Origin of the sequence: Kitasatospora sp. NPDC098652, from assembly GCF_044760155.1 — a bacterium.
Taxonomy (GTDB): Bacteria; Actinomycetota; Actinomycetes; order Streptomycetales; family Streptomycetaceae; genus Kitasatospora.
This window is the reverse complement of the sequence record NZ_JBIWAQ010000012.1, coordinates 125,086-146,562: the sequence shown is the minus strand read 5'-3', so window position 1 is coordinate 146,562 and position 21,477 is coordinate 125,086. Positions and strand designations below refer to the sequence as shown.

The window sequence follows — 21,477 nt, the reverse complement described above, 5'->3', positions numbered from 1 at the left end:
GACGGGGGCAAAGTGCTGCTCCGCCCTTACCCTCGACACACCAACGCAGTGCTACCGGCCGGTCCACCGGCCCGGCCTGCCGTTTTCCATGCTGTTTTCCATGCTGTTTCCATGTCGTACGCCAACAGCAGCCAGGACCGTGTCGGGGCGGAGGGGCTCGGATGAAACTGACCGTGGTGGGGTGCTCGGGGAGCTTCCCGTCCGCCGACTCGCCGTGCTCCAGCTACCTGGTCGAGGCCGACGGCTACCGCGTGGTGCTGGACCTCGGCAACGGCGCGCTCGGCGCGCTGCAGAAGTACACCGGCCTCTACGAGGTCGACGCCGTCCTGCTCAGCCACCTGCACGCGGACCACTGCGTCGACCTGTGCGCCTACTGGGTCGCCCGTAACTACCGCGCCGAGGGCTGCCCCGACCTGCTCCCGGTGTACGGTCCGGCCGGCACCGCCGAGCGGCTCGCCCGGGCGTACGACATGCCGGAGAACCCCGGAATGAAGGAGGTGTTCGAGTTCCGCACGCTCACCCCGGGCAGCTTCGAGCTCGGCCCGTTCTGGGTCTCCGTCGCGCAGGTCAACCACCCGGTGGACGCCTTCGCCTTCCGGCTGGAGCACGGCGGCCGCTCGCTGGTCTACTCCGGTGACACCGGTGAGTGCCCCGAGCTGGTCGAACTCGCCCGTGGCGCCGACCTGTTCCTCTGCGAGGCCGCCTACCTGGACGGCCGCGACACCTACCAGGCCGTCCACCTCAACGGCCGGGAGGCCGGTGAGCACGCGGCCGCCGCCGGGGCGCACCGGCTCGTGCTCACCCACATCCCGCCGTGGACCGACGCCGAGCGCAACCGCCGCGACGCCGCCGCCGCGTACCCCGGCCCGGTGGAGCTGGCCCGGGCCGGCGCGGTGTACGAGATCTGACCCGCCCGGGCCGCCCGGGCCGCCCGGGCCGCGGCTCAGCGCCGGCCGGGCACCGGCAGGCCGAGGTGGTCGCGCAGGGTCGGGCCGGTGTAGTCGGTGCGGAACACCCCACGTTCCTGGAGCAGCGGGACGACCCGGTCGACGAACTCGTCCAGGCCGCCCGGGGTGAGATGGGGGACGAGGATGTAGCCGTCGGCCGCATCGTTCTGTACGAAGTGGTCGATCTGCCCGGCGACGGTGGCGGGGGAGCCGATGAAGGACTGCCGGCCGGTCACCTCGATGACCAGTTCACGGCTGGTCAGGTTCTTCTCCGCGGCCAGCGCCCGCCAGCGTGCGGCGGTGCCCACCGGGTCCGGGATCCGGACCCGGCCCTGGACCAGCGCGCTGTCCGGGTCGGGGTCGACGCTCGGCAGCGGCCCGTCCGGGTCGTGGTCGGACAGGTCGACGCCCCAGACCTGCTCCAGGTAGTTGATCGTGGTCTGCGGCCCGACCTGGGCCCGGCGGACCTCGGCGGCGCGCTCGGCCGCGTCGGCGTCGGTGTCGCCGAGGACGAAGGTGGCCGCGGGCAGGATCTTCAACTCGTCCGGCTTGCGGCCGTAGGCGGCCAGTCGCCGTTTGACGTCGCGGTGGAAGGCCTGGCCGTCGGCGAGGGTGGAATGGCGGCTGAAGATGACGTCGGCGGCGGACGCGGCGAACTCGCGCCCCTCGTCGGAGTCCCCGGCCTGGATGACCACCGGGTGGCCCTGCGGCGGGCGGGGCAGGGAGAGCCGGCCCTCGACCTCGAACTGCGGCCCGGAGTGCCGCACCCCGGCCGCCCCGGCGTCCCAGAACTCCCGTGCCAGTTCGACGAATTCGGCGGCCCGGGTGTAGCGGTCGGCACGGTCCAGGTAGCCGCCGCGGCGGAAGTTCTCCCCGGTGAAGGCGTCCGAGGAGGTGACCACGTTCCAGGCCGCCCGGCCACCGGAGAGGTGGTCCAGGGAGGCGAAGCGGCGAGCGAGTTCGTACGGCTCGTTGAAGGTGGCGTTCACCGTGGCCGCCAGGCCGATCCGTTCGGTGACGGCGGCCAGGGCGTTCAGCACGGTGATCGACTCGGGGCGGCCGACCACGTCCAGGTCGTGGATGCGGCCGTTGGTCTCGCGCAGCCGCAGGCCCTCGGCGAGGAAGAAGAAGTCGAACTTCCCGCGTTCGGCGGTCTGCGCGAGGTGGCGGAAGGAGTCGAACTCGATGTGGCTGCCGGAGGCCGGGTCGCTCCACACCGTGGTGTTGTTGACGCCGGGGAAGTGGGCGGCGAGGTGGATCTGCTTGAGCGGACGGTCCGTCATCGGGTCACCTCGGCGAGGGCGGGGGAGTCGGTGGTGGGGGAGGCGGTGGTGGGGGAGTCGGCGGGGGAGTCGGTGGTGGCGCTCGCCGCGGGGGCGGCGTAGCGGCTGGCCGGGCGGGACAGGCCGAGGTGGTCGCGCAGGGTGCGGCCGGAGTGGCCGGCGCGCAGCAGTCCGGCGGCGCGCAGGGCCGGGGCGGTCCGCTCGGCGAGCGCGGCCAGGTCGCGCGCGGGCTCGGTGGGGACGAGGTGGAAGCCGTCCACGCCGGTGCCGGTGGCACTGAGTTCGGCGAGCAGCCGCTGCTCGGCGGCCCGGTCGGGCAGGGCGGCGTCGAGCCGGGCGAGGATGCGCAGCTGTTCGCCGGAGCGCAGCCGCAGCTCGGTGGCGGCGGTCAGCCGGGCGGCCCGGTCGGGGGCGTCCAGGACGACGACGTCGGCGTACCGGATCGCGGTGGCGACCCGGGCCCGCCCGCCGGGGGAGGCGTCCGGGGCGAGGTCGGCGGCGGCCACCGGCACCACGACCACCGGGCGGCCCTGCGGCGGGCGCGGGGTGATGGAGGGGCCGCGGACCGAGAAGTGCCGGCCCTCGAAGTCGATGTAGTGCAGCTTGTCGCGGTCGACGAACCGGCCGGTGGCGGTGTCGCGGATCTCCGCGTCGTCCTCCCAACTGTCCCAGAGCCGGGCGGCGACCTCGGCGGCGTCGGCCGCCTCGGCCCACAGCTCGTCCTCGGGGGCGACCGGGCGGCGGCCGAAGGCCCTGGTCTCGGCCTCGGTGCCGGAGACGCCGACCAGCCAGCCGGCCCGGCCGGCGCTCACCCAGTCGAGGGTGTTGAGCGAGATGGAGGTGTGGAAGGGCTCGGTGTGGGTGGTGGTGACGGTGGGGACCAGGCCGATCCGCGAGGTCAGCGGGGCGATCCGGGCGAGGGTGGCGAGTGCGTCGGGGCGGCGTGGCTCGGGGGCGAAGGAGTCGTCGAGGGTGACGAAGTCCAGGCCGGCGCGTTCGGCGAGCAGGGCGAGGCCGGCGTAGTGGGCGGCGTCGAGGTGGTCGGGACTGTCGATGGCGGCGGAGAGGTGCAACTGGCGGGGCATGGCGGGCCTGGCTTTCCTCGTGCGGGGTGCGCGGAGGTGCGCGGACGCGTGCGGACGGCGGCCCGTACGGGTACGGGGCTGCGGTCGCGCGCGGCGCGGCTGCGCGGTGGCGGCCCGTGGGCAGGCGGAGGCCCGCGACGGGCGGGGGAGGAGGACGGCCGGCGCCGGGCGGGGACTCAGCCGGGCGGCGGCGGGGCGAAGGGTCGGCTCAGCCGCGACACGCCGCCGACCACACGCGACCGAAGTCGATGTGGCTGCGGGTCACCAGCGGGCACGAGGCGTTCACCGGTTCAGTTGACCAGGGCCTCCGGCGGTTCGTCAACCGCCGTTTCCGTACGGTGGAACCGGGTGAGGACACCCCGACACGCCGAAGGCCCCGCCGGCCGCCGGGGGAGCGGCGGTGGGCGGGGCCTTCGGGGCGGACGGGACGGGCGTCAGGCCTTGGTCACGTCCTCGATCTCGCTGTCGTCCTCGCGACCGGGGGTCTTGAGGTTGAACTTGGTGATCGCGAAGCGGAACGTGAAGTAGTAGATCGCCGCGAAGACCAGGCCGATCGGGATGATCAGCAGCGGGTTCTTGGCCAGGCTGAAGTTGATCGTGTAGTCGATCAGACCGGCCGAGAAGCTGAATCCGTGGTGGATGCCGAGGCCCCAGGTGACGGCCATCGAGACGGCGGTCAGCACCGCGTGGATCGCGTACAGGACCGGGGCGATGAAGAGGAAGGTGAACTCGATCGGCTCGGTCACACCGGTGACGAAGCTGGTCAGCGCGATCGAGATCATCATGCCCATGACGGCCTTGCGGCGCTCGGGGCGGGCGCAGTGGGCGATCGCGAGGGCGGCGGCCGGCAGTGCGAACATCATGATCGGGAAGAAGCCCGCCTGGAACTGGCCGGCCGTCGGGTCGCCCGCCAGGAAGCGGTTGATGTCGCCGTGCACGACGGTGCCGTCCGGCTTGGTGAAGTCGCCGGTCTGGAACCAGGCGTAGGTGTTGACGAACTGGTGCATGCCGATCGGGATCAGCGCGCGGTTGACCAGGCCGAAGATGCCCGCGCCGACCGCGCCCGCGCCCACCAGGCTGTTGTTGACGTGCGAGATCGCGTCGCCGACGGGCTGCCAGCCGAGGCCGAACAGGACCCCCAGGCCGGTGCCGACGAAGGCCATGATGATCGGGACGAGTCGGCGGCCGTTGAAGAAGCCCAGCCAGTCGACCAGCTTGGTGCGGTGGAACCGCTGCCACAGGATGGCCGCGAGCAGACCGACCACGATGCCGCCGAGGACACCCGGGTCCTGCGGCTTGCCCGCGGGGAGGGCGGCCGTGACGGTGCCGTCCGCCGGGAAGGCGGTCAGCACGTTCTTGAACACGAGGTAACCGACCAGCGCCGCCAGCGCCGTGGAACCGTCCGCCTTCTTGGCGTAGCCGATCGCGATGCCGACGCAGAACAGCAGCGGCAGCGCGCCGGTGATGGCGGTACCCGCGGCGCCGAAGACCTCGACGAGCTTCGCGGGGAAGTGCCACTTCTCATGGACGTCGGGCTGGCCCAGACGCGCCAGCAGACCGGCCGCCGGCAGCACGGCGATCGGCAGCTGGAGGCTGCGACCGACCTTCTGGAGACCGGGGAGGACGGCATTGCCGAACTTCTTGATCGGCGCCGGAGCCTTGGCGGGCGCCGGTGCCTGCGCAGACTGACTCATGGGGGTGGGTTCCTAACGGCATGGCGGTCGGTCGGGGGGAAGGCACGGGGGCCGAACCGCGAACTGGTCTACACCACACGTGGTGTAGACCAGTTTTGTAGCACGGGTGGAGAAGTCGGGGAAGCCCGGATAGCAGGGTTGTCGACAAGCGCTATGAAATCGAAACCTGGATCCGGAGCGGTGATCATGATTTCAGTCGCGATTGTGATTTTGGCTATTTGCGCAACAAAAAGCGCCGATCCCGTGCGGCGCCCGGGTCGCGGCGGGTCCCGCGGTCGCCGGCGGGGTCGCTCCCGGGCGATCCGGCCGCTCCCGGGCGTGCGCCACGGCTGCTGAGAGTGACCGGAGGGTCGCGGACGTGCCCGGCGGGGCGCCCCCGCCTGTGCTCGGCACCCGTCCCGACCGCCGTCCGGCCGGCCGGATCGCGACCGAATTACCATTTCGGTGACCCGCGGGTAGGGAATTCCGTCCTTCGGTGAAATGCCGAAGGCCCCCGGACCGGTGGGTCCGAGGGCCTTTGTGGGGCGGTGCTCCGGGATTTGTTCCGTACGGTCGGGGAATCAGGCCTTGGTGACGTCCTCGACCTCGGTCTCGTCCTCGCGCCCCGGTGTTTTCAGATCGAATTTGACGATGATGAACCGGAACAGCGCGTAGTACACCGCGGCGAAGCAGAGCCCGATGACGATGATCAGCCACGGTTTGGTGGCGAGCCCCCAGTTGATCACGTAGTCGATCAGACCGGCCGAGAAGCTGAAACCGTCGTGCACCCCCAGCCCCCAGGTGACCGCCATCGAGGCGCCGGTCAGCAGCGCGTGCACGGCGTACAGGGCCGGGGCGATGTAGGCGAAGGAGTACTCGATCGGCTCGGTGACGCCGGTGACGAAGGAGGTCAGGCCGACCGAGAGCATCAGGCCGTAGATCTCCTTGCGGCGGTGCGGCTTGGCCGAGTGCGCGATCGCGAGCGCCGCGGCGGGCAGCGCGAACATCATGATCGGGAAGAATCCGGACTGGAACTGCCCCGCCGTCGGGTCGCCCGCGAGGAAACGCGGGATGTCGCCGTGCACGATGCTGCCGTCGGCCTTCGTGAACTCGCCGAACTGGAACCAGACGAAGGTGTTGAGCAGTTGGTGCATACCGATCAGCAGCAGCGCGCGGTTGAACAGGCCGAAGATGCCCGCACCGCCCGCCCCGAGATCGGCGAGGTTCTGCGAGAAGTCGTTCAGGCCGCGGCCGATCGGCGGCCAGACCCACAGGGCGATGCAGGCGGTGGCCAGGCCCACCACGGCGGTGATCATCGGGACGAGGCGGCGGCCGTTGAAGAAGCCCAGCCAGTCGACCAGTCTGACGCGGTGGAACCGGACCCACAGCCAGGCCGACATCAGGCCGATCAGGATGCCGCCCAGCACCCCCGGGTTCTGGTACGTCGCGGCCGCGACCTTGGCCGAGCTGTAGTCCACGCACTGGGCGGTCCATGCGTCGGGGATCTGGACAGTACCGGCCTTGCAGTGCTCCGGGAATGCGTGCAGCACCTTGTAGTAGACGAGGAAGCCGACCACGGCCGCGAGCGCCGTCGAACCGTCCGCCTTCTTCGCCATGCCGATCGCCACGCCGATGCAGAACAGCAGCGGCAGGCCGAGCGAGGAGTCGAGCAGTGCGCCGCCGGCCGCCGCGAAGACCTTGGCGACGTTGTTCCAGCCCAGGCCGTCCTTGCCGAACACGTCCGGCTGGCCGAGCCGGTTGAGGATGCCCGCCGCGGGCAGCACCGCGACCGGGAGCTGGAGGGAGCGGCCCATCTTCTGGAGGCCGCCGTAGAAGGTGTGCCACCACAGGTTCTGCGGGGCCGTGGCGCCTGCCGAACTCATCCTTCGCCCTCCGAGCGCAGTTGCCGATTGGCGGGCCCCTGCGGGACCCTCGGGCGGGGGTCAGGAACACCCGGGGTCCTTCCTGCGTTCATCGGAGTACACATATATTGGTGTAGACCACTTTGGGACGCAGGCCGGACGCCGGGACGCGAGCCCCGCTGATCGTCATCCTCGGGTGGCGGCCCGGAGCCTGCGCGCCGGAATGGGCCAAAAGTGGACTAACGTGGCAGACCGGACCTGCTCGGGTCATGCTGGTCGCGCTGCCCGGCAGCGCGACCCCAGCTGAACCCGCGTCAGCCACCGGCACGGACCTCGCCACCCGACGGCCGAGGACCGAACCCCAGCACAGCGCAGGACGGCACCCGGCAGAGCCGCCGAAGAGCCGAGACAGAGGGAGAAACCACATGGCCAGCAAGGCTGAGAAGATCGTCGCCGGTCTGGGCGGCATCGACAACATCGAAGAGGTCGAAGGCTGCATCACCCGCCTGCGCACCGAGGTCAGGGACGCCTCCCTCGTCGACGAGGCCGCCCTCAAGGCGGCCGGCGCCCACGGCGTCGTCAAGATGGGCACCGCGATCCAGGTCGTCATCGGCACCGACGCCGACCCGATCGCCGCCGACATCGAGGACATGATGTGAGCTGAGCCACCCAGGCTCCACCACCAACGGCCCGCCGACCCGCCCACGCGGACGGCGGGCCGAGGCGCATCCGGAACCGGCGTTCGCAACAGCTACGCTCAGTGGCTATGTCACGTATCGACGGCCGCACCCCCGACCAGCTCCGCCCCATCACCATCGAACGGGGCTGGAGCAAGCACGCCGAAGGCTCCGTCCTCGTCTCCTACGGCGACACCAAGGTGCTGTGCACCGCCAGCGTCACCGAAGGCGTCCCGCGCTGGCGCAAGGGCAGCGGCGAAGGCTGGGTCACCGCCGAATACTCCATGCTCCCGCGCGCCACCAACACCCGCGGCGACCGCGAATCCGTCAAGGGCCGCATCGGCGGCCGCACCCACGAGATCAGCCGACTCATCGGCCGCTCGCTGCGCGCCGTCATCGACCACCGCGCCCTCGCCGAGAACACCATCGTCCTCGACTGCGACGTCCTCCAGGCCGACGGCGGCACCCGCACCGCCGCCATCACCGGCGCCTACGTCGCCCTCGTCGACGCCGTCTCCTGGGCCCGCGACCGCAAGCTCCTGCGCGCCAAGGGACAGCCCATCACCGGCGGCGTCAGCGCCGTCAGCGTCGGCATCATCGACGGCGTCCCCATGCTCGACCTCCAGTACGAGGAGGACGTCCGCGCCGAGACCGACATGAACATCGTCTGCACCTCCGACGGCCGCTTCGTCGAGGTCCAGGGCACCGCCGAAGGCGCCCCCTTCGACCGCGCCCTGCTCGACCAGCTGCTCGACCTCGGCACCCTCGGCTGCGCCGAACTCGACCAGATCCAGCGCAAGGCACTCGAAGGCTGAACCTCCCCCCGGAGTGAACCGACCCCCGGAGTGAACCGGGCCCGGACCGCTGTACACGCGCGGCCCGCAGCCCGTACGGTTCCCGCAGCACCCCGCTGCGGGAACCGCGCCCCGTCCGCGCGCGTCCTCCCCCACGGAACCCGCGCCCCAGGAGGACCGGATGGCCTCGTCGAGCATCGCCCGCCCCGCCGCCCTCGCCGTGGCCGCACTGATCGCGATCCTCCCGCTCAGCATGGTGAGTTGCTCCGCCGCCCAGAAGGCCATCGACTGCGGCAACACCGCCGTCAAGGTCACCGGCGACCTCGCCGACCTCACCAAGGCCTACGACAACTCCAGCAACGACTCGGCCGCCGCCGGCAAGGCGCTCCAGAAGCTCAAGGGCGACCTCGACCAGATCGGCAAGAACTCGAAGAACACCGACGTCGCCAAGGCCGTCACCGACCTCCAGAAGCAGGCCGACAAGGTCCAGCAGGCCGTCGACAGGAAGCAGGCCCCCGACCTCAAGCCGCTCGGCGACGCGGCCGGCAACCTCACCTCGGTCTGCACCGGCTGACCGTCCGCCGGATCTCGATAGGGTGGGCGATATGTCCACCCGCCTGATCCTCGCCACCCGCAACCAGCACAAGGTCGCCGAGCTGCGCGCCATCCTCACCGACGCCGGCCTGGACGTCGAACTCGTCGGCGCCGACGCCTACCCCGAGATCCCGGACGTCCCCGAGACCGGCGTCACCTTCGCCGAGAACGCCCTCCTCAAGGCCCACGCCCTCGCCCGCGCCACCGGACTGCCCGCCGTCGCCGACGACTCCGGCCTCTGCGTCGACGTCCTCAACGGCGCCCCCGGCATCTTCTCCGCCCGCTGGGCCGGCAAGCACGGCGACGACCTCGCCAACCTCAACCTGCTGCTCGCCCAGCTCTCCGACATCGCCGAACCCCACCGCGGCGCCCACTTCTTCTGCGCCGCCGCCCTCGCCCTGCCCGACGGCACCGAACGCGTCGTCGAGGGACGGCTGCTGGGGACGCTCCGGACCGCCCCGGCGGGCGACGGCGGCTTCGGCTACGACCCGATCCTCCAGCCCCTCGGCGAGACCCGCACCTGCGCGGAGATGACGGCGGACGAGAAGAACGCCATCAGCCACCGCGGCCAGGCCTTCCGGGCCTTGGCGCCGGTGGTCAAGGACCTCATCGGCTGACAGGGCACGGGAACAAACACGGCCCGCTCCCCTTCGATTCGAAGGGGAGCGGGCCATTTGACTCAGTACGCCCGGAGGGATTCGAACCCACGACAAAGCGGACCTAAACCGCTCCTCTCTACCGCTGGAGTACGGGCGCACGTCAGAGTCAGCCTACCGGGTGCCATGCGTCCTGGTGGCCCGATTCCTGTTCCGCCCGCAGTAGGTATCTGTGGTGGCGTGGCAGTTGGGGCAGAGCAGTCGGAGGTTGTCCGGCCGGTTGTCCGACCAGTCGCCGCTGATGTGGTCGACTTCCAGGGTCATCGCTCGTCCTCGCCGTTCGGGGCCGGTGCCGCACTCCTCGCAGGGCTCGTGCCCCATTCATCGGTATGCGAACGACCTGGGCTGGTTTTGGTCACGGGCTGGCCGGGGTTTGCCGAGTGATGACCAATTGGTACAGACCTATTGACCTATGTGGTTCAGACCACATAGCTTCGGCGCCAATTGAATCCCCCACGTGCGTGCTCCCCCACAGGTACGCGCCGACACTCTCTCCTGGAGGACCGAGTGTTGATCCGTAGTACGGCGGAGCGGCGTCCCACCGCTGCGATCCGCCGCAAGAGTGCCCGGGCGGGCGTGGCGTCGTTGGCGGCGGTGTCGCTGGCGGGGCTGTTGATGGCGACGCTGGGTGCGGCGCCCTCGCAGGCGTCGGCGGCCGTCGACAACGCGGCCTGTCGCCCGGACGGGCTGTACCAGACGCCCGGGGTGGACGTCCCGTACTGCTCGGTCTACGACACCAGCGGGCGCGAGAAGATGGGCGCGGACCACCAGCGCCGCATCATCGGGTACTTCACCGGCTGGCGCACCGGCAAGAACAGCGACCAGCCCTACCTGGTGAGCGACATCCCCTGGGACAAGGTCACCCACCTCAACTACGCCTTCGGGCACGTCGGCGGCGACAACAAGCTGTCGGTCGGCACGGACGGGCCGACCAACGAGGCCACCGGGATCTCCTTCCCGGGCGTGCCGGGTGCGGAACTGGACCCGACGCTGCCGTACAAGGGCCACTTCAATCTGCTGACGAAGTTCAAGAAGCAGTACCCGAACGTCAAGACCCTGATCTCCGTGGGCGGTTGGACCGAGACCGGCGGCTACTTCGGGGACGACGGCAAGCGGGTCGGCTCCGGCGGCTTCTACTCGATGACGGTCAACCCGGACGGCAGCGTCAACCAGGCCGGCATCGACACCTTCGCCGCCTCGTCCGTCGACTTCATCCGCAAGTACGGCTTCAACGGCGTCGACATCGACTACGAGTACCCGACCTCGATGAAGGACGCCGGCAACCCGCTGGACTGGCAGCTCGCCAACGCCAAGCGCGGGTCGCTGGCCAAGGGCTACGCGGCGCTGATGAAGACCCTGCGGGAGAACCTGGACCGGGCGGGCGCCGCCGACGGCAGGCACTACCTGCTGTCGGTCGCGGCGCCGTCCTCCGGGTACCTGCTGCGCGGCATGGAGACCTTCCAGGTCGCCCAGTACCTGGACTACGTCAACATCATGTCGTACGACCTGCACGGCGCCTGGAACAAGTACGTCGGCCCGAACGCCTCGCTCTACGACGACGGCAAGGACGGCGAGTTGGCCGCCGCCAACGTGTACGGCACCGGCCAGTACGGCGGCATCGGCTACCTGAACGCCGACTGGTCGTACCACTACTTCCGCGGTGCGCTGCCGGCCGGCCGGATCAACGTCGGCCTGCCGTACTACACCCGCGGCTTCAAGAACGTCCAGGGCGGCACCAACGGGCTCTGGGGCACCGCCTCCGCGACCAGCTGCCCGGCAGGGTCCGGGCTGACCTCCTGCGGTGACGGCGCGGTCGGGATCGACAACATCTGGAACGACAAGGACGACGCGGGCAAGGAGTCCCCGGCCGGGTCGAACCCGATGTGGCACGCGAAGAACCTGGAGAAGGGCGTCCTGCCCGACTACCTGGCCAAGTACGGGGTGACGGACACCGCCCTCCAGGGCAGCTACACCCGCAACTACAGCTCCTCGCTGGTGGCGCCGTGGCTGTGGAACGACACCAAGAAGGTGTTCCTGTCCACCGAGGACGAGCAGTCGGTGGGCGCCAAGGCGGACTACATCGTCAACCAGGGCGCCGGCGGCGCGATGATCTGGGAGCTCGCGGGCGACTACCGCTGGGACGCCACCGCCAACGGCGGCAAGGGCGAGTACGTGCCCGGTTCGACGCTGACCTCGCTGATGTACGACATGTTCAAGGCGGCGAGCCCTTACGGTGCGGTCCGCTCGACGGTGGCGCTGCCGCAGCAGACCCTGCCGGTCGACGTGTCGTTCACCAACTTCGCGCTGGGCGACTCCAACTACCCGATCAACCCGAAGCTGCACATCGTCAACAACTCGACGCTGACCCTGCCGGGCGGCACCGAGTTCCAGTTCGACTACAGCAACTCGGCGCCGGGCAACGCCAAGGACCAGTCCGGCTTCGGGCTCCAGGTGATCCGGCAGGACAACCCGGGCCCGGGCAACGTCGGCGGGTTGAAGGGCACCTACAACCGGGTGTCGGTCAAGCTGCCGGGCTGGCAGTCGCTGGCGCCGGGCGCCTCGGTCGACATCGACTTCGTCTACTACCTGCCGGTGTCCACGCCGTCGAACTGGACGGTCAACGTGGGCGGCACGCTGTACGGGCTCAAGGGCGACCTGACCCGGGGCGCGGTGGACGGCGGCACGCCGACTCCGACGCCGACGCCTACCCCGACTCCGACGGGCACGCCGACCGCGACCCCGACCGGCACCCCGACGGGCACGCCCACCGGTACGCCGACCCCGACCGCGACCCCGACCTCCGGCGCCTGCACGGCCGCCCCGGGCTGGGACGCGGGCACCACCTACGCGACGCCGACCAAGGTGTCCTGGAAGGGCCACTACTACCAGAACAAGTGGTGGACCAAGGGCGACGACCCGTCCGCCAGTGGTGCCTGGGGCGTCTGGAACGACCTCGGGGCCTGCTGAGCCCGACGGCTGACGGTTGACGGCAGTCACCCGAGGTGAGGAACGGCGGTGGCGGCACACCCGGTCGGGGGGTGGGCCGCCACCGCTTCGTTCAGTTCGTTCAGTTCATTCAGAGTTTGTTCCGGAGGCTCAGGCCTCGACCTTGAGGTCCCGCAGCAGCTTGGCGACGTGCCCGGTGGCCTTGACGTTGTAGAGGGCGCGCTCGACCTTGCCCTGCTCGTCCACGATGATCGTGGAGCGGATCACGCCCTGGTAGGTGCGGCCGTAGTTCTGCTTCTCGCCGTAGGCGGCGTAGGCCTCCAGCACCTGGTGGTCCGGGTCGGAGAGCAGGGTGACCTTGAGGTCCTCCTTCTCGCGGAACTTGCCGAGCTTCTCCGGCTGGTCCGGGGAGATGCCGATGACGTCGTAGCCGGCGCCCTCGAAGACCGCCAGGTTGTCGGTGAAGTCGCATGCCTGCTTGGTGCAGCCGGGGGTGAGGGCGGACGGGTAGAAGTAGACGATGACCTTGCGGCCCAGGTGGTCGGCGAGCGAGACCTGGTTGCCGTCGGCGTCGGACAGGCTGAATGCGGGCGCGGTGTCGCCGGGCTGGAGACGCTCAGTCACGGTCGTACTCTCCTGGGGGCTGGGACGGACGGTCGTACCACGGCAAACTTACCTCCGTTGGTGGGTGGGGCCGCGCGCCCGTGCGTGGCAGCTGACAAACTGGGTTGGTCGCAGAGGACGACAGGACTACATCGGCAAGTGAATGGGGTGGCCCGAGTGGGCGACGCGAGCACGCAGGACAAGCCGGCGCGGACGGCTGCGCAGATCGAGGCGGACATCGAGCGCACCCGTGACCGGCTGGCGTCGAACCTGGACGAGCTGGCCGTGCGGATCCACCCGAGCACCATCTCCGCGCAGGTCAAGGCGAAGGCGATGGCCACCGTCGAGGAGAAGACGGCCCGGGCGTACGTGGCCGCGAGCGGCCTGGTGGAGAAGGTCAAGGCGCAGTTCCTGGACGAGAAGGGGCAGCCGCGCAAGGAGCGGATCGTCCCGGTCGCACTGGTCGGCCTCGGCCTGGTGGTGCTGCTGTCCTCCTCGCGCAAGCGCCGCGAGGACTGATCGGCGGATCGAGCGGGACCTCCGGAGGGCCGGGCCGCCGTCGGGCGGCCCGGCCCTTCCGCATGCCGGGCCAGCGTCACGCGCCGCGCCCGGGGGCGGTACCTTCGGGACCGTGAGTACGAACGACGAACCGACCCATTCCGATCACGAGCACGACGCGGTGCGGCACGACCGGCTGGGCGAGAAGCTGCCGATCCGGATGCTGCACGACCGCGTGCTGGTGCGCATCGAGGGCAGCGAGGGCGAGCGCCGCTCGACCGGCGGCATCCTGATCCCGGCGACGGCGGAGCTCTCGAAGCGCTGCACCTGGGCGGAGGCCGTGGCGGTGGGGCAGAGCGTGCGCTCGGTGGAGCCCGGTGACCGCGTGCTGTACGACCCGGAGGACAAGCTGGAGGTGGAGGTCCGCGGCGCCACCTACGTGCTGCTGCGCGAGCGGGACCTGCACGCGGTGGCGGCGAGCCGCTTCGGTGACACGGAGGGTTCGACCGGGCTGTACCTGTGACCGGCCCGTACCTGTGACCGGCCGGCCCGTGCCCGGGCGTCCTACGCGAGCAGCCCGCCGCCGTCGACGGTGAGGACGGTACCGGTGGCGAAGCGCTGTTCCATCAGGTACGCGTAGGCCTCGGCGGTGTCCTCGGGGTCGCCGATCCGGCCGAGGGGCAGGGCGGCGGCGGTCTGCGCGTACAGCTGCTCGCGGTCGGCCTCGGGCAGGCCGGACCAGAGCGGGGTGCGGATCATCCCGGCCCGGACGGCGTTGACCCGGATCGGGGCGAGTTCCACGGCCAGCGCCCGGACGAGGGCTTCGACCGCGCCGCAGACGCTCGCGGCGACGCTCCAGCCCGGTACCGGGCGCAGGCCGGCGGTGCCGGAGGTGAGGGTGATCGAGCCGCCGGGGCGCAGCTGCGGGGCGGCGGCCGGAGCGGTCGCGGCCGCGGGTGGACACGGTGGAGGAGAAGCTGGAGTACGTGGCGGCGGGGGAGGGGATGGTGGTGCTGCCGTTGTCGATGGCGGCCTTCTACACCCGCGCGGACGTCGTGCACGTGCCGGTGTCGGACCTCGCGCCGCACCGGGTGTGCCTGGCCTGGGCGGCGGGGCGGACGTCGCCGCTGCTGGCGGAGTTCGCCGAATTGGCCGAGTCGGCCGAGTCGGCCGGGTCGGCCGGGTCCGCGGCGGAGCAGCTCGGTTCTGTCGGTGGTAGCCGCTAGGGTCCGGGCATGAGCGTCCCGGTGATCGATGAGGTGGAGCGGCGGGCCCGGTTGGGGCGTCGGCAGTTGTTGGCGCCCTCGGTGCGGGCGGCGCGGGTGGAGGACGTGGCGGACGCGGTGGTCGGGCTGCACGCCACGGACGCGGCGACGGTGTACCTGTCCGCGTGCGCGCGGCTGGCGGAGCCCTCGGCGGCGGAGGTGGACCGGGCGCTGTACGAGGACGTCTCGCTGGTGAAGCTGCTGTCGATGCGGCGGACGATCTTCGCGGTGACGGAGGGCCTGGCCCCGTACGTGAGTTCGGGGGCGGCGCGGGCGATCGCGGCGAAGGAGCGGGCGACGCTGCTCAAGCACCTGCGCGACCACGCCGAGGGCTGGGACGAGGCCCGGCTGGCGGAGGCGGAGCGTGCGGTGCTGGCCGCGCTGGCCGTGCGCGGCGAGGCGACGACCAAGGAACTCGGCGAAGACGTACCGCAGTTGCGGGAGACGATGCTGATGTCGGCGGGCAAGGCGTACGCGGCGAAGCAGAGCGTGGGCAGCCGGCTGCTGCGGCTGCTGGCCTCGGACGGGCACGTGCGCCGGTGCCGTCCGCGCGGGTCCTGGTTGAGCAGCAGCTATCCGTGGGCGCTGGTGCCGCAGTGGCCGGACGTGCCGGTGCGGGAGGCGAAGGCGGAGGTGGTGCGGCGCTGGCTGGCGGCGTACGGGCCGGGCACGGTCGAGGACGTGAAGTGGTGGACGGGCTGGACGCTGGGGGACGTCCGGCGGGCGCTGGCGGACGTGGATGCGCGGGCGGTGGCGCTGGCGGGCGGCGCGGCGGCCGTGGTGCTGCCGGGGGACGAGGGGCCGGTGGCGGCCCCGGAGCCGTGGGCGGCGCTGTTGCCGGCGCTGGACCCGGCGGTGATGGGTTGGCGCGGGCGGGACTGGTACCTGCGGCCGCAGGACGTGCCGGCGCTGTTCGACCGGGCGGGGAACGCGGGGCCGACGGTGTGGTGGTGCGGCGAGGTGGTCGGCGGCTGGGCGCAGCGGGCGGACGGTGAGCTGGTGTGGCGGCTGTTCCGGGACGTGGGGGCGGAGGCGGAGCGGGCGGTCGCGGCGGAGGCGGGGCGGTTGGCGGGGTGGCTGGGGGAGGTGCGGGTGACGCCGCGCTTCCGTACGCCGCTGGAGCGGGAGTTGGTGGCGTAGCGGGTGTCGGTGGCGTAGCGGGAGCGGGGCGGGCCCCCGGCGTGGGTCTCCGCGCCGGCGCCCCGGTTCACTGGGCCGCGGGGGTGGCCGTCCCGGTGGGCGCGGTGGTGGCGGTGGGCGGGTTGCTGGGGCGGGCGGGCCGGGTCGGGGTGGGCCGGGTGCTGGGGGTGGGCTGGTCCTGGCTGGGGGTGGGCCGGGGGTTCTGCGGGCTGGGGGCGTCGGGGCCGGGCTGTTCGGTGGCGGCGGGGGCGCTGGGGGCGCCGGGGGCGTGGCCGGGCGCGGTGGGTGCGGGGGCACCGGTGGTGGCGGCGGCGCTGGGGGTGCCGGTGGGGGAGGTGCTGGTGCTGGGGGTGCCGGTGGGGGTCCAGGTGTCGGGGCCCTGGTCGCCGCGGCCGGTCTGGAGGTCGAACTGCTGGGTGGGGGTGCCGTTCAGGGCGGCGGTCATGTAGTCGGTCCAGATCCGGGTGGGGAAGGCGCCACCGTTGACCCGGGTGAGGCCTGCGGTGCCGGCCAGCGGCTCCTTGGCGTGGGTCTTCGGGTTCTCGCGGAACAGGCCGACGGTGGTGGTGAGTTCGGGGGTGTAGCCGGCGAACCAGGCGGAGAGGTTGGCGTCGGTGGTGCCGGTCTTGCCGGCGGCGGGGCGGCCCAGGTCGAGGGCGGCGGCGCCGGTGCCGCGGGGGCTGACGACGTCGCGCAGGACGTCGGTGACGGAGTCGGCGACGGTGCGGCCGACGGCGTCGGTGGCCTTGTGGTCGGGCATCTTGGGGACGTCGATCGCGCCGCCGGGGTTGACCCGTTCGAGTTTCTGGACGGACCAGGGGGTGTGTGCCTGGCCGTGGTTGGCGAGGGTGGCGTAGGCGCCGGCCAGGTCGAGGGCGCTGGGGGTGGCGGTGCCGAGGGTCATCGAGGTGTTGGCCGGGTCCATGCCGCGGACGCTGTCGGGGATGCCGAGTTTGACGGCGGTGTCGCGGACGCGGCCGAGTCCGGCGTCGACGCCTTCCTGGGCGTAGACGGAGTTGACGGACTTGACCATGGCGTAGCGCAGGGTGATGTTGCCGTAGTCGACGTCGTCCTCGTTGGGCGGGGCGTACGGGGTGGGGCCGCCGGTGACGGGGCGTTCGCTGGTGCCGTCGTAGCGGGTCTCGGTGGTGATCGGGCGGCCGTCGACGGTGTGTTGGGCGATCAGGCCGGCGGCGAGGTCGACCGGTTTGAAGGTGGAGCCGATCTGGTTGTCCTGGCGCAGGGCGTCGTTGAAGGGCTGCTTGGCGTAGTCGGGGCCGCCGTAGACGGCGACGACCCGGCCGGTGGCGGGTTCGACGGAGGCGCCGGCGACCCGGACGTCGGTGTCGGTGGTGGGGCGGGCCTTGGGGTCGAGTTCGCTGGTGAGTTCGGACTGGACGGCCTTGACGAAGGCGTCCTGCCGGGGCTTGTCGAAGGTGGTGGTGATCCGCCAGCCGCCGGCCTTGAGGGTGGCGGCGTCGATGGTGCCGGAGGAGATGAGGTAGTCGTCGGCGACGCCGACCAGGTAGCCGGCCTGGCCGGCGAGTCCGGTGGCGGGCTGGGGGTCGATGGGTTCGGGGAAGGTGGTGGCGGTGCGGTCGGTGCTGGTGAGGAAGCCGAGTTGGACCATGCCGTCGAGGGCGTAGTTCCAGCGGGCGAGGGCCTTCTCGCGGTTGGCGGGGGTGGCGGTCCTGACGTCGTAGAGGCTGGGGGCCTGGAGCAGGGAGGCTAGGTAGGCGCCCTGGCCGAGGGTGAGTTGGGAGACGTCGACGCCGTAGTAGGCGTGGGCGGCGCTCTGGACGCCGTAGGCGCCGCGGCCGAAGTAGCTGCTGTTGAGGTAGCCGGCGAGGATCTCGTTCTTGCTGCGCTGCTGGTCGACCTTGAGGGCGATGAAGAGTTCGCGGCCCTTGCGTTCGAAGGTCTGATCCTGGGTCAGGTAGTAGTTCTTGACGTACTGCTGGGTGATGGTGGAGCCGCCCTGCATGCCCTTGCCGAGCAGGGTGTTCCAGCCGGCCCGGGCCATGCCTTTCAGGTCGATGCCGCGGTTCTGGTAGAAGGTGCGGTCCTCGGCGGAGACGACGGCCTGCTGGGTCTGCAGGGGGATCTGCTCGATGGTGACGTCGGTGCGGTTGACGGCTCCGGTGCGGGCGATCTCGGTGGTGCCGTCGGCGTAGAGGTAGATGTTGTTCTGAGCGGTGGCGTGGGCGTTGGGGTCGGGCACCGGGACGATGACGTAGAGCACGGCGAAGGCGCCGACGGCGAGCAGTAGCAGGGCGGTGAGGGCGCCGAGGGTGATTCGCCAGGTGGGCAGGAGCCGGCGCCAGAGGGGGAGGGCGCGGCGGGCTTCGCGGCGGGCGGCCCGTTTGGCCTGGCGGCGGGTGCTCAACGTCATGGCGGGATTATCTGCTATTTGACGTGGGTTCAGCGGCGGCGGGGGCCTGAACTGCGTGGTTGCGCGTGCCGGTCCGTGCGCCCCGGGGTGCGCCGGAAATCCGGGTGCGGGCCGTGGGGGCCGGCGGTACGGTGAAAGGTGCAAATCGCATAGCGCGTCCACTTCGGCAGCTCCGCACGTCCGGCCCGGTACCCCCGGGGGCGGTCGGTCGGGGCCGCTGGAGCGTGCGCCGACGTCTCGCGGCGCCCGTCTGCGCCGGTAAATGTCGATAAGGAGACAATATGCACGGAGCTTCCACCGCGGAGGCGAGGCCTCCCGATACCGGTAACGCCGCCGGGCTGTCCGCCCCCGGGCTGTTCGCCGCCGGGCTGTACGCCTCCCTCGGGCTGTACGCCGCCGTCGCCCGCGGCGCCTTCCGCCGCTACTCCACCTACCGGGCCGCCACCCTGGCCGGGACCTTCACCAACACCGTCTTCGGGGTCATCCTGGCCTCCTCCTTCCTCGCCCTCTGGCAGGCCCGCCCCAACCTCGGCGGCTACGACCAGGGCCAGGCCGTCACCTACATCTGGGTCAGCCAGGGCCTGCTGGTCACCGTCGCGGTCTGGGGCGGGGGCTTCCAGGACGAGGTCCAGGACCGCTTCCGCAGCGGGGACATCGCCGTCGACCTCTACCGTCCGGTCGACTTCCAGGGCTGGTGGCTGGCCACCGACCTCGGCCGGGCCGGCTTCCAGGCGCTGGTCCGCGGCACCGTGCCGATGCTGTTCGGCGCCCTGGTGTTCCGCACCCGGATGCCCGAGCGGCCGCTGACCTGGGTGTTCTTCCTGCTCTCGGTGCTGCTCGCGCTGCTGGTCAGCTTCGGCGTGCGGTTCCTGGTCTCGATCACCGGCTTCTGGCTGCACGACTCGGAGGGGGTGCGCGCGGTGACCCTGGTGGTGTCGATGTTCTTCTCCGGGATGCTGCTGCCGATCGCGCTCTTCCCCGGCTGGCTCGGCGACCTCGCCCGGGTGCTGCCCTGGGCGGCCCTGGTCAAGGTGCCGACCGACGTCTTCCTGGAGCGGGCGGGCGGCGCCGGGCTGCTGCGGGCGCTCGGCTTCCAGCTCGGCTGGGCGGGCGCGCTGCTGGCCGCGGGCCGGGGCGCGCAGTGGCTGGCGACCCGCCGGGTGGTGGTGCAGGGTGGCTGAGCCGCTCCTCGCCCGGAGCTCCTGGGCGGTCCGCTCCTGGTGGCTCTGCGCCCGGATGTGGATGCGCTCGATGATGGCCTACCGGGCGTCCTTCCTGCTCAACCTGCTGGCCAGCCTGGTCACCCACTCGCTCGACTTCGTCGTGCTGGTGATCATGTTCCGGCACACCGACCAGCTCGGCGGCTGGCGCCTGCCGGAGATCGCCTTCCTCTACGCCACCGCGACCTTCTCGCTCGGCGTCGCCAACCTGCTGGTCGGCTCGGCCGACGGCCTCGGCGTACGGATCATGAACGGTTCGCTGGACACCATGCTGGTCCGCCCCGCGCCCGCGCTCTCCCAGCTGTGCGCCGAGCGGTTCAGCCTGCGCCGGCTCGGCCGCCCGCTCCAGGCGGTGATCGTGCTCGGCTGGTCGCTGGCCGCCCTGGACGTGCACTGGACCTGGGACCGGGTGCTGCTGGTGCCCGTCCTGCTGGTGTGCGGCAGCGTGATCTTCGGCGCGATCTACGTCGGCGGCGCCACCGTCCAGTTCTGGTGGGGCGAGTCCAAGGAGATCCAGAACTCCTTCACCTACGGCGGCGCGACCCTGCTGCACTACCCGCCGACGGTCTTCGCCAAGGAACTGGTCGCCGGGGTGGTCTTCGGCGTCCCGCTGGCCTTCGTCAACTGGCTGCCCACCCTGCGCATCCTCGACCGGCCCGACCCGCTCGGGCTGCCCACGGCCTTCCAGTACGCCTCCCCGGTCGCCGCCGCGCTCTGCGTCGCCGCCGCCGGGCTGGCCTGGCGGGCCGGACTGCGCGCCTACCGGGGCACCGGCAGCTGACCCTCCCCGCAACGCAAGGAGCACCCATGGCACTGATCGAACTCCAGGACGTCCACCGCACCTTCACCGTGCGGGCCCGCACCGGCCGGTTCAGCCGGGTCAAGCGCGAGGTTCGCGCGGTGGACGGCCTCGGCTTCACCGTCGAGGCCGGCGAGTGCGTCGGCTACATCGGGCCCAACGGGGCCGGGAAGTCGACCACCATCAAGATGCTCACCGGCATCCTCGTCCCCAGCTCCGGCCGGCTGCGCGTCGCCGGGGTCGACCCGGCCCGCGAACGGGTCGCGCTGGCCCGCCGGATCGGCGTCGTCTTCGGGCAGCGCACCACCCTGTGGTGGGACCTCCCGCTGCGCGACTCCTTCGAACTCGCCCGCCGGATCTACCGGATCCCCGACCGGCGGTACCGCGAGAACCTCGGCCGCTGCGTCGAACTGCTCGACCTGGGCGGCCTGTTGGACACCCCCGTACGGCAGCTCTCGCTCGGCCAGCGGATGCGCGGCGACCTCGCGGCGGCCCTGCTGCACGACCCCCAGGTGCTCTACCTGGACGAGCCGACCATCGGCCTGGACGTGGTCAGCAAGGGCCGGGTGCGCGAGTTCCTGCGCGAGGTCAACCGGGACCGCGGCACCACCGTGCTGCTCACCACCCACGACCTCACCGACATCGAGCAGCTCTGCGGCCGGGTGATGGTGATCGACCACGGCCGGGTCGTCCACGACGGCGGGCTGGACGGGCTGCACGCCGCCGGGCGCAGCGAGCGGACCCTGGTGGTCGACCTGGCCGAGGCCCGGCCGCCGATCGAGGTGGCCGGGGCGCGGGTGGTGAAGGTCGAGGGGCCGCGCCAGTGGCTGGCCTTCCCGGCGCAGGAGAGCGCGGCGCCGATCGTGGCGGCGGTCGCGGCGCGGTACCCGCTGGTGGACCTCTCGGTGCGTGAGCCGGCCATCGAGGACGTGATCGCGCGGATGTACGCGGAGGTGGCGATCGGCTGAGGCGGGGGCGCTGGGCCCGGGGCGCGCGGGGGCGGAGCCGGGGCGTGCGGGGGCGGGGCGCGGGGGCGCTGGGCC

General features: G+C 71.7%; 20 protein-coding genes, 1 tRNA gene and 1 pseudogene. 13 read left to right on the top strand and 9 right to left on the bottom strand.

Features of this window, described 5'->3' with window-relative positions:
• The first annotated feature begins 161 nt into the window (after positions 1-161).
• Entirely contained in the window at positions 162-908 is a 747-nt protein-coding gene (locus ACIQWA_RS25110; RefSeq protein WP_402486012.1) for an MBL fold metallo-hydrolase, read from the top strand.
• A gap of 35 nt (positions 909-943) precedes the next feature.
• On the opposite strand, the gene ACIQWA_RS25105 is transcribed toward ACIQWA_RS25110, so the two are convergent.
• The 4 genes from ACIQWA_RS25105 to ACIQWA_RS25090 form a co-directional block, all read right to left on the bottom strand.
• Positions 944-2,230 carry an LLM class flavin-dependent oxidoreductase gene (locus tag ACIQWA_RS25105; RefSeq protein WP_402486009.1) on the bottom strand — a complete coding sequence of 429 codons (1,287 nt, stop codon included), beginning with the start codon at positions 2,228-2,230 and terminating at the stop codon, positions 944-946.
• Complete coding sequence (locus tag ACIQWA_RS25100) at positions 2,227-3,315, bottom strand: LLM class flavin-dependent oxidoreductase (RefSeq protein WP_402486006.1); 1,089 nt, start codon at positions 3,313-3,315, stop codon at positions 2,227-2,229. Before ACIQWA_RS25100 ends, ACIQWA_RS25105 begins: the two co-directional genes overlap by 4 nt.
• A gap of 434 nt (positions 3,316-3,749) precedes the next feature.
• Positions 3,750-5,009: a PTS transporter subunit EIIC gene (locus ACIQWA_RS25095; RefSeq protein ID WP_360238945.1), complete on the bottom strand. Its 1,260-nt coding sequence runs from the start codon at positions 5,007-5,009 to the stop codon at positions 3,750-3,752.
• Positions 5,010-5,569: 560 nt separating this feature from the next.
• The gene (locus ACIQWA_RS25090) at positions 5,570-6,871 is read right to left on the bottom strand and encodes a PTS transporter subunit EIIC (RefSeq protein ID WP_402486003.1); all 1,302 of its coding nucleotides are present in this window, start codon (positions 6,869-6,871) and stop codon (positions 5,570-5,572) included.
• 404 nt (positions 6,872-7,275) lie between these two features.
• On the opposite strand from ACIQWA_RS25090, the gene ACIQWA_RS25085 reads away from it, so the two are divergent.
• The 4 genes from ACIQWA_RS25085 to rdgB all read left to right on the top strand — a co-directional run bounded on the left by ACIQWA_RS25085 (position 7,276) and on the right by rdgB (position 9,532).
• Positions 7,276-7,509, top strand: coding sequence for a glucose PTS transporter subunit EIIB (locus ACIQWA_RS25085; RefSeq protein ID WP_037619188.1), 234 nt, complete (start codon positions 7,276-7,278; stop codon positions 7,507-7,509).
• Positions 7,510-7,616: 107 nt separating this feature from the next.
• Positions 7,617-8,342: a ribonuclease PH gene (gene rph / locus ACIQWA_RS25080; protein ID WP_402485999.1), complete on the top strand. Its 726-nt coding sequence runs from the start codon at positions 7,617-7,619 to the stop codon at positions 8,340-8,342.
• Between the two features lie 160 nt (positions 8,343-8,502).
• Positions 8,503-8,895 carry a hypothetical protein gene (locus tag ACIQWA_RS25075; RefSeq protein WP_402485996.1) on the top strand — a complete coding sequence of 131 codons (393 nt, stop codon included), beginning with the start codon at positions 8,503-8,505 and terminating at the stop codon, positions 8,893-8,895.
• 31 nt (positions 8,896-8,926) lie between these two features.
• Positions 8,927-9,532, top strand: coding sequence for an RdgB/HAM1 family non-canonical purine NTP pyrophosphatase (gene rdgB / locus ACIQWA_RS25070; RefSeq protein ID WP_402485993.1), 606 nt, complete (start codon positions 8,927-8,929; stop codon positions 9,530-9,532).
• Positions 9,533-9,598: 66 nt separating this feature from the next.
• On the opposite strand, the gene ACIQWA_RS25065 is transcribed toward rdgB, so the two are convergent.
• Both ACIQWA_RS25065 and ACIQWA_RS25060 read right to left on the bottom strand, forming a co-directional pair.
• Positions 9,599-9,671 (bottom strand) — tRNA-Leu (locus tag ACIQWA_RS25065).
• Between the two features lie 14 nt (positions 9,672-9,685).
• Positions 9,686-9,883, bottom strand: a pseudogene (locus ACIQWA_RS25060) (HNH endonuclease); the annotation flags it as partial.
• 303 nt (positions 9,884-10,186) lie between these two features.
• On the opposite strand from ACIQWA_RS25060, the gene ACIQWA_RS25055 reads away from it, so the two are divergent.
• Positions 10,187-12,538, top strand: coding sequence for a chitinase C-terminal domain-containing protein (locus ACIQWA_RS25055; RefSeq protein ID WP_402486242.1), 2,352 nt, complete (start codon positions 10,187-10,189; stop codon positions 12,536-12,538).
• Positions 12,539-12,667: 129 nt separating this feature from the next.
• Here the strand turns inward: ACIQWA_RS25055 and bcp are convergent, their stop codons facing one another.
• Positions 12,668-13,141, bottom strand: a complete 474-nt coding sequence (gene bcp / locus ACIQWA_RS25050; protein WP_402485990.1) for a thioredoxin-dependent thiol peroxidase — start codon at positions 13,139-13,141, stop codon at positions 12,668-12,670.
• Between the two features lie 156 nt (positions 13,142-13,297).
• Between bcp and ACIQWA_RS25045 the strand changes: the two genes are divergently transcribed.
• Positions 13,298-13,639, top strand: a complete 342-nt coding sequence (locus ACIQWA_RS25045) for a DUF3618 domain-containing protein (RefSeq protein WP_360238924.1) — start codon at positions 13,298-13,300, stop codon at positions 13,637-13,639.
• A 199-nt stretch (positions 13,640-13,838) separates the two neighbouring features.
• Entirely contained in the window at positions 13,839-14,141 is a 303-nt protein-coding gene (locus ACIQWA_RS25040; RefSeq protein ID WP_232543252.1) for a co-chaperone GroES, read from the top strand.
• Positions 14,142-14,182: 41 nt separating this feature from the next.
• Here ACIQWA_RS25040 and ACIQWA_RS25035 read toward each other — a convergent pair whose 3' ends face one another.
• Entirely contained in the window at positions 14,183-14,521 is a 339-nt protein-coding gene (locus ACIQWA_RS25035; protein WP_402486239.1) for an SDR family oxidoreductase, read from the bottom strand.
• Positions 14,522-14,583: 62 nt separating this feature from the next.
• Here ACIQWA_RS25035 and ACIQWA_RS25030 point away from each other — a divergent pair, with 62 nt between their 5' ends.
• Positions 14,584-14,844, top strand: coding sequence for a LysR substrate-binding domain-containing protein (locus ACIQWA_RS25030; RefSeq protein ID WP_402485987.1), 261 nt, complete (start codon positions 14,584-14,586; stop codon positions 14,842-14,844).
• 9 nt (positions 14,845-14,853) lie between these two features.
• Entirely contained in the window at positions 14,854-16,023 is a 1,170-nt protein-coding gene (locus ACIQWA_RS25025; protein ID WP_402485984.1) for a winged helix DNA-binding domain-containing protein, read from the top strand.
• A 67-nt stretch (positions 16,024-16,090) separates the two neighbouring features.
• Here ACIQWA_RS25025 and ACIQWA_RS25020 read toward each other — a convergent pair whose 3' ends face one another.
• Positions 16,091-18,415 carry a transglycosylase domain-containing protein gene (locus tag ACIQWA_RS25020; protein ID WP_402485981.1) on the bottom strand — a complete coding sequence of 775 codons (2,325 nt, stop codon included), beginning with the start codon at positions 18,413-18,415 and terminating at the stop codon, positions 16,091-16,093.
• Positions 18,416-18,696: 281 nt separating this feature from the next.
• Between ACIQWA_RS25020 and ACIQWA_RS25015 the strand changes: the two genes are divergently transcribed.
• The 3 genes from ACIQWA_RS25015 to ACIQWA_RS25005 are packed head-to-tail and all read left to right on the top strand — an operon-like array spanning position 18,697 to position 21,402.
• The gene (locus ACIQWA_RS25015) at positions 18,697-19,596 is read left to right on the top strand and encodes an ABC transporter permease (RefSeq protein ID WP_402485978.1); all 900 of its coding nucleotides are present in this window, start codon (positions 18,697-18,699) and stop codon (positions 19,594-19,596) included.
• Positions 19,589-20,416: an ABC transporter permease gene (locus tag ACIQWA_RS25010; RefSeq protein ID WP_402485975.1), complete on the top strand. Its 828-nt coding sequence runs from the start codon at positions 19,589-19,591 to the stop codon at positions 20,414-20,416. Before ACIQWA_RS25015 ends, ACIQWA_RS25010 begins: the two co-directional genes overlap by 8 nt.
• Positions 20,417-20,442: 26 nt before the next feature.
• Positions 20,443-21,402 carry an ATP-binding cassette domain-containing protein gene (locus ACIQWA_RS25005; protein ID WP_360238909.1) on the top strand — a complete coding sequence of 320 codons (960 nt, stop codon included), beginning with the start codon at positions 20,443-20,445 and terminating at the stop codon, positions 21,400-21,402.
• Positions 21,403-21,477: the final 75 nt, after the last annotated feature.

Coding starts and splice junctions, on each gene's coding strand:
- ACIQWA_RS25110 (WP_402486012.1), top strand. CDS start 162: ATGAAACTGACCGTGGTGGGGTGCTCGGGGAGCTTCCCGTCCGCCGAC.
- ACIQWA_RS25105 (WP_402486009.1), bottom strand. CDS start 2,230: ATGACGGACCGTCCGCTCAAGCAGATCCACCTCGCCGCCCACTTCCCC.
- ACIQWA_RS25100 (WP_402486006.1), bottom strand. CDS start 3,315: ATGCCCCGCCAGTTGCACCTCTCCGCCGCCATCGACAGTCCCGACCAC.
- ACIQWA_RS25095 (WP_360238945.1), bottom strand. CDS start 5,009: ATGAGTCAGTCTGCGCAGGCACCGGCGCCCGCCAAGGCTCCGGCGCCG.
- ACIQWA_RS25090 (WP_402486003.1), bottom strand. CDS start 6,871: ATGAGTTCGGCAGGCGCCACGGCCCCGCAGAACCTGTGGTGGCACACC.
- ACIQWA_RS25085 (WP_037619188.1), top strand. CDS start 7,276: ATGGCCAGCAAGGCTGAGAAGATCGTCGCCGGTCTGGGCGGCATCGAC.
- rph (WP_402485999.1), top strand. CDS start 7,617: ATGTCACGTATCGACGGCCGCACCCCCGACCAGCTCCGCCCCATCACC.
- ACIQWA_RS25075 (WP_402485996.1), top strand. CDS start 8,503: ATGGCCTCGTCGAGCATCGCCCGCCCCGCCGCCCTCGCCGTGGCCGCA.
- rdgB (WP_402485993.1), top strand. CDS start 8,927: ATGTCCACCCGCCTGATCCTCGCCACCCGCAACCAGCACAAGGTCGCC.
- ACIQWA_RS25055 (WP_402486242.1), top strand. CDS start 10,187: ATGGCGACGCTGGGTGCGGCGCCCTCGCAGGCGTCGGCGGCCGTCGAC.
- ACIQWA_RS25040 (WP_232543252.1), top strand. CDS start 13,839: ATGCTGCACGACCGCGTGCTGGTGCGCATCGAGGGCAGCGAGGGCGAG.
- ACIQWA_RS25025 (WP_402485984.1), top strand. CDS start 14,854: ATGAGCGTCCCGGTGATCGATGAGGTGGAGCGGCGGGCCCGGTTGGGG.
- ACIQWA_RS25020 (WP_402485981.1), bottom strand. CDS start 18,415: ATGACGTTGAGCACCCGCCGCCAGGCCAAACGGGCCGCCCGCCGCGAA.
- ACIQWA_RS25015 (WP_402485978.1), top strand. CDS start 18,697: ATGCACGGAGCTTCCACCGCGGAGGCGAGGCCTCCCGATACCGGTAAC.
- ACIQWA_RS25005 (WP_360238909.1), top strand. CDS start 20,443: ATGGCACTGATCGAACTCCAGGACGTCCACCGCACCTTCACCGTGCGG.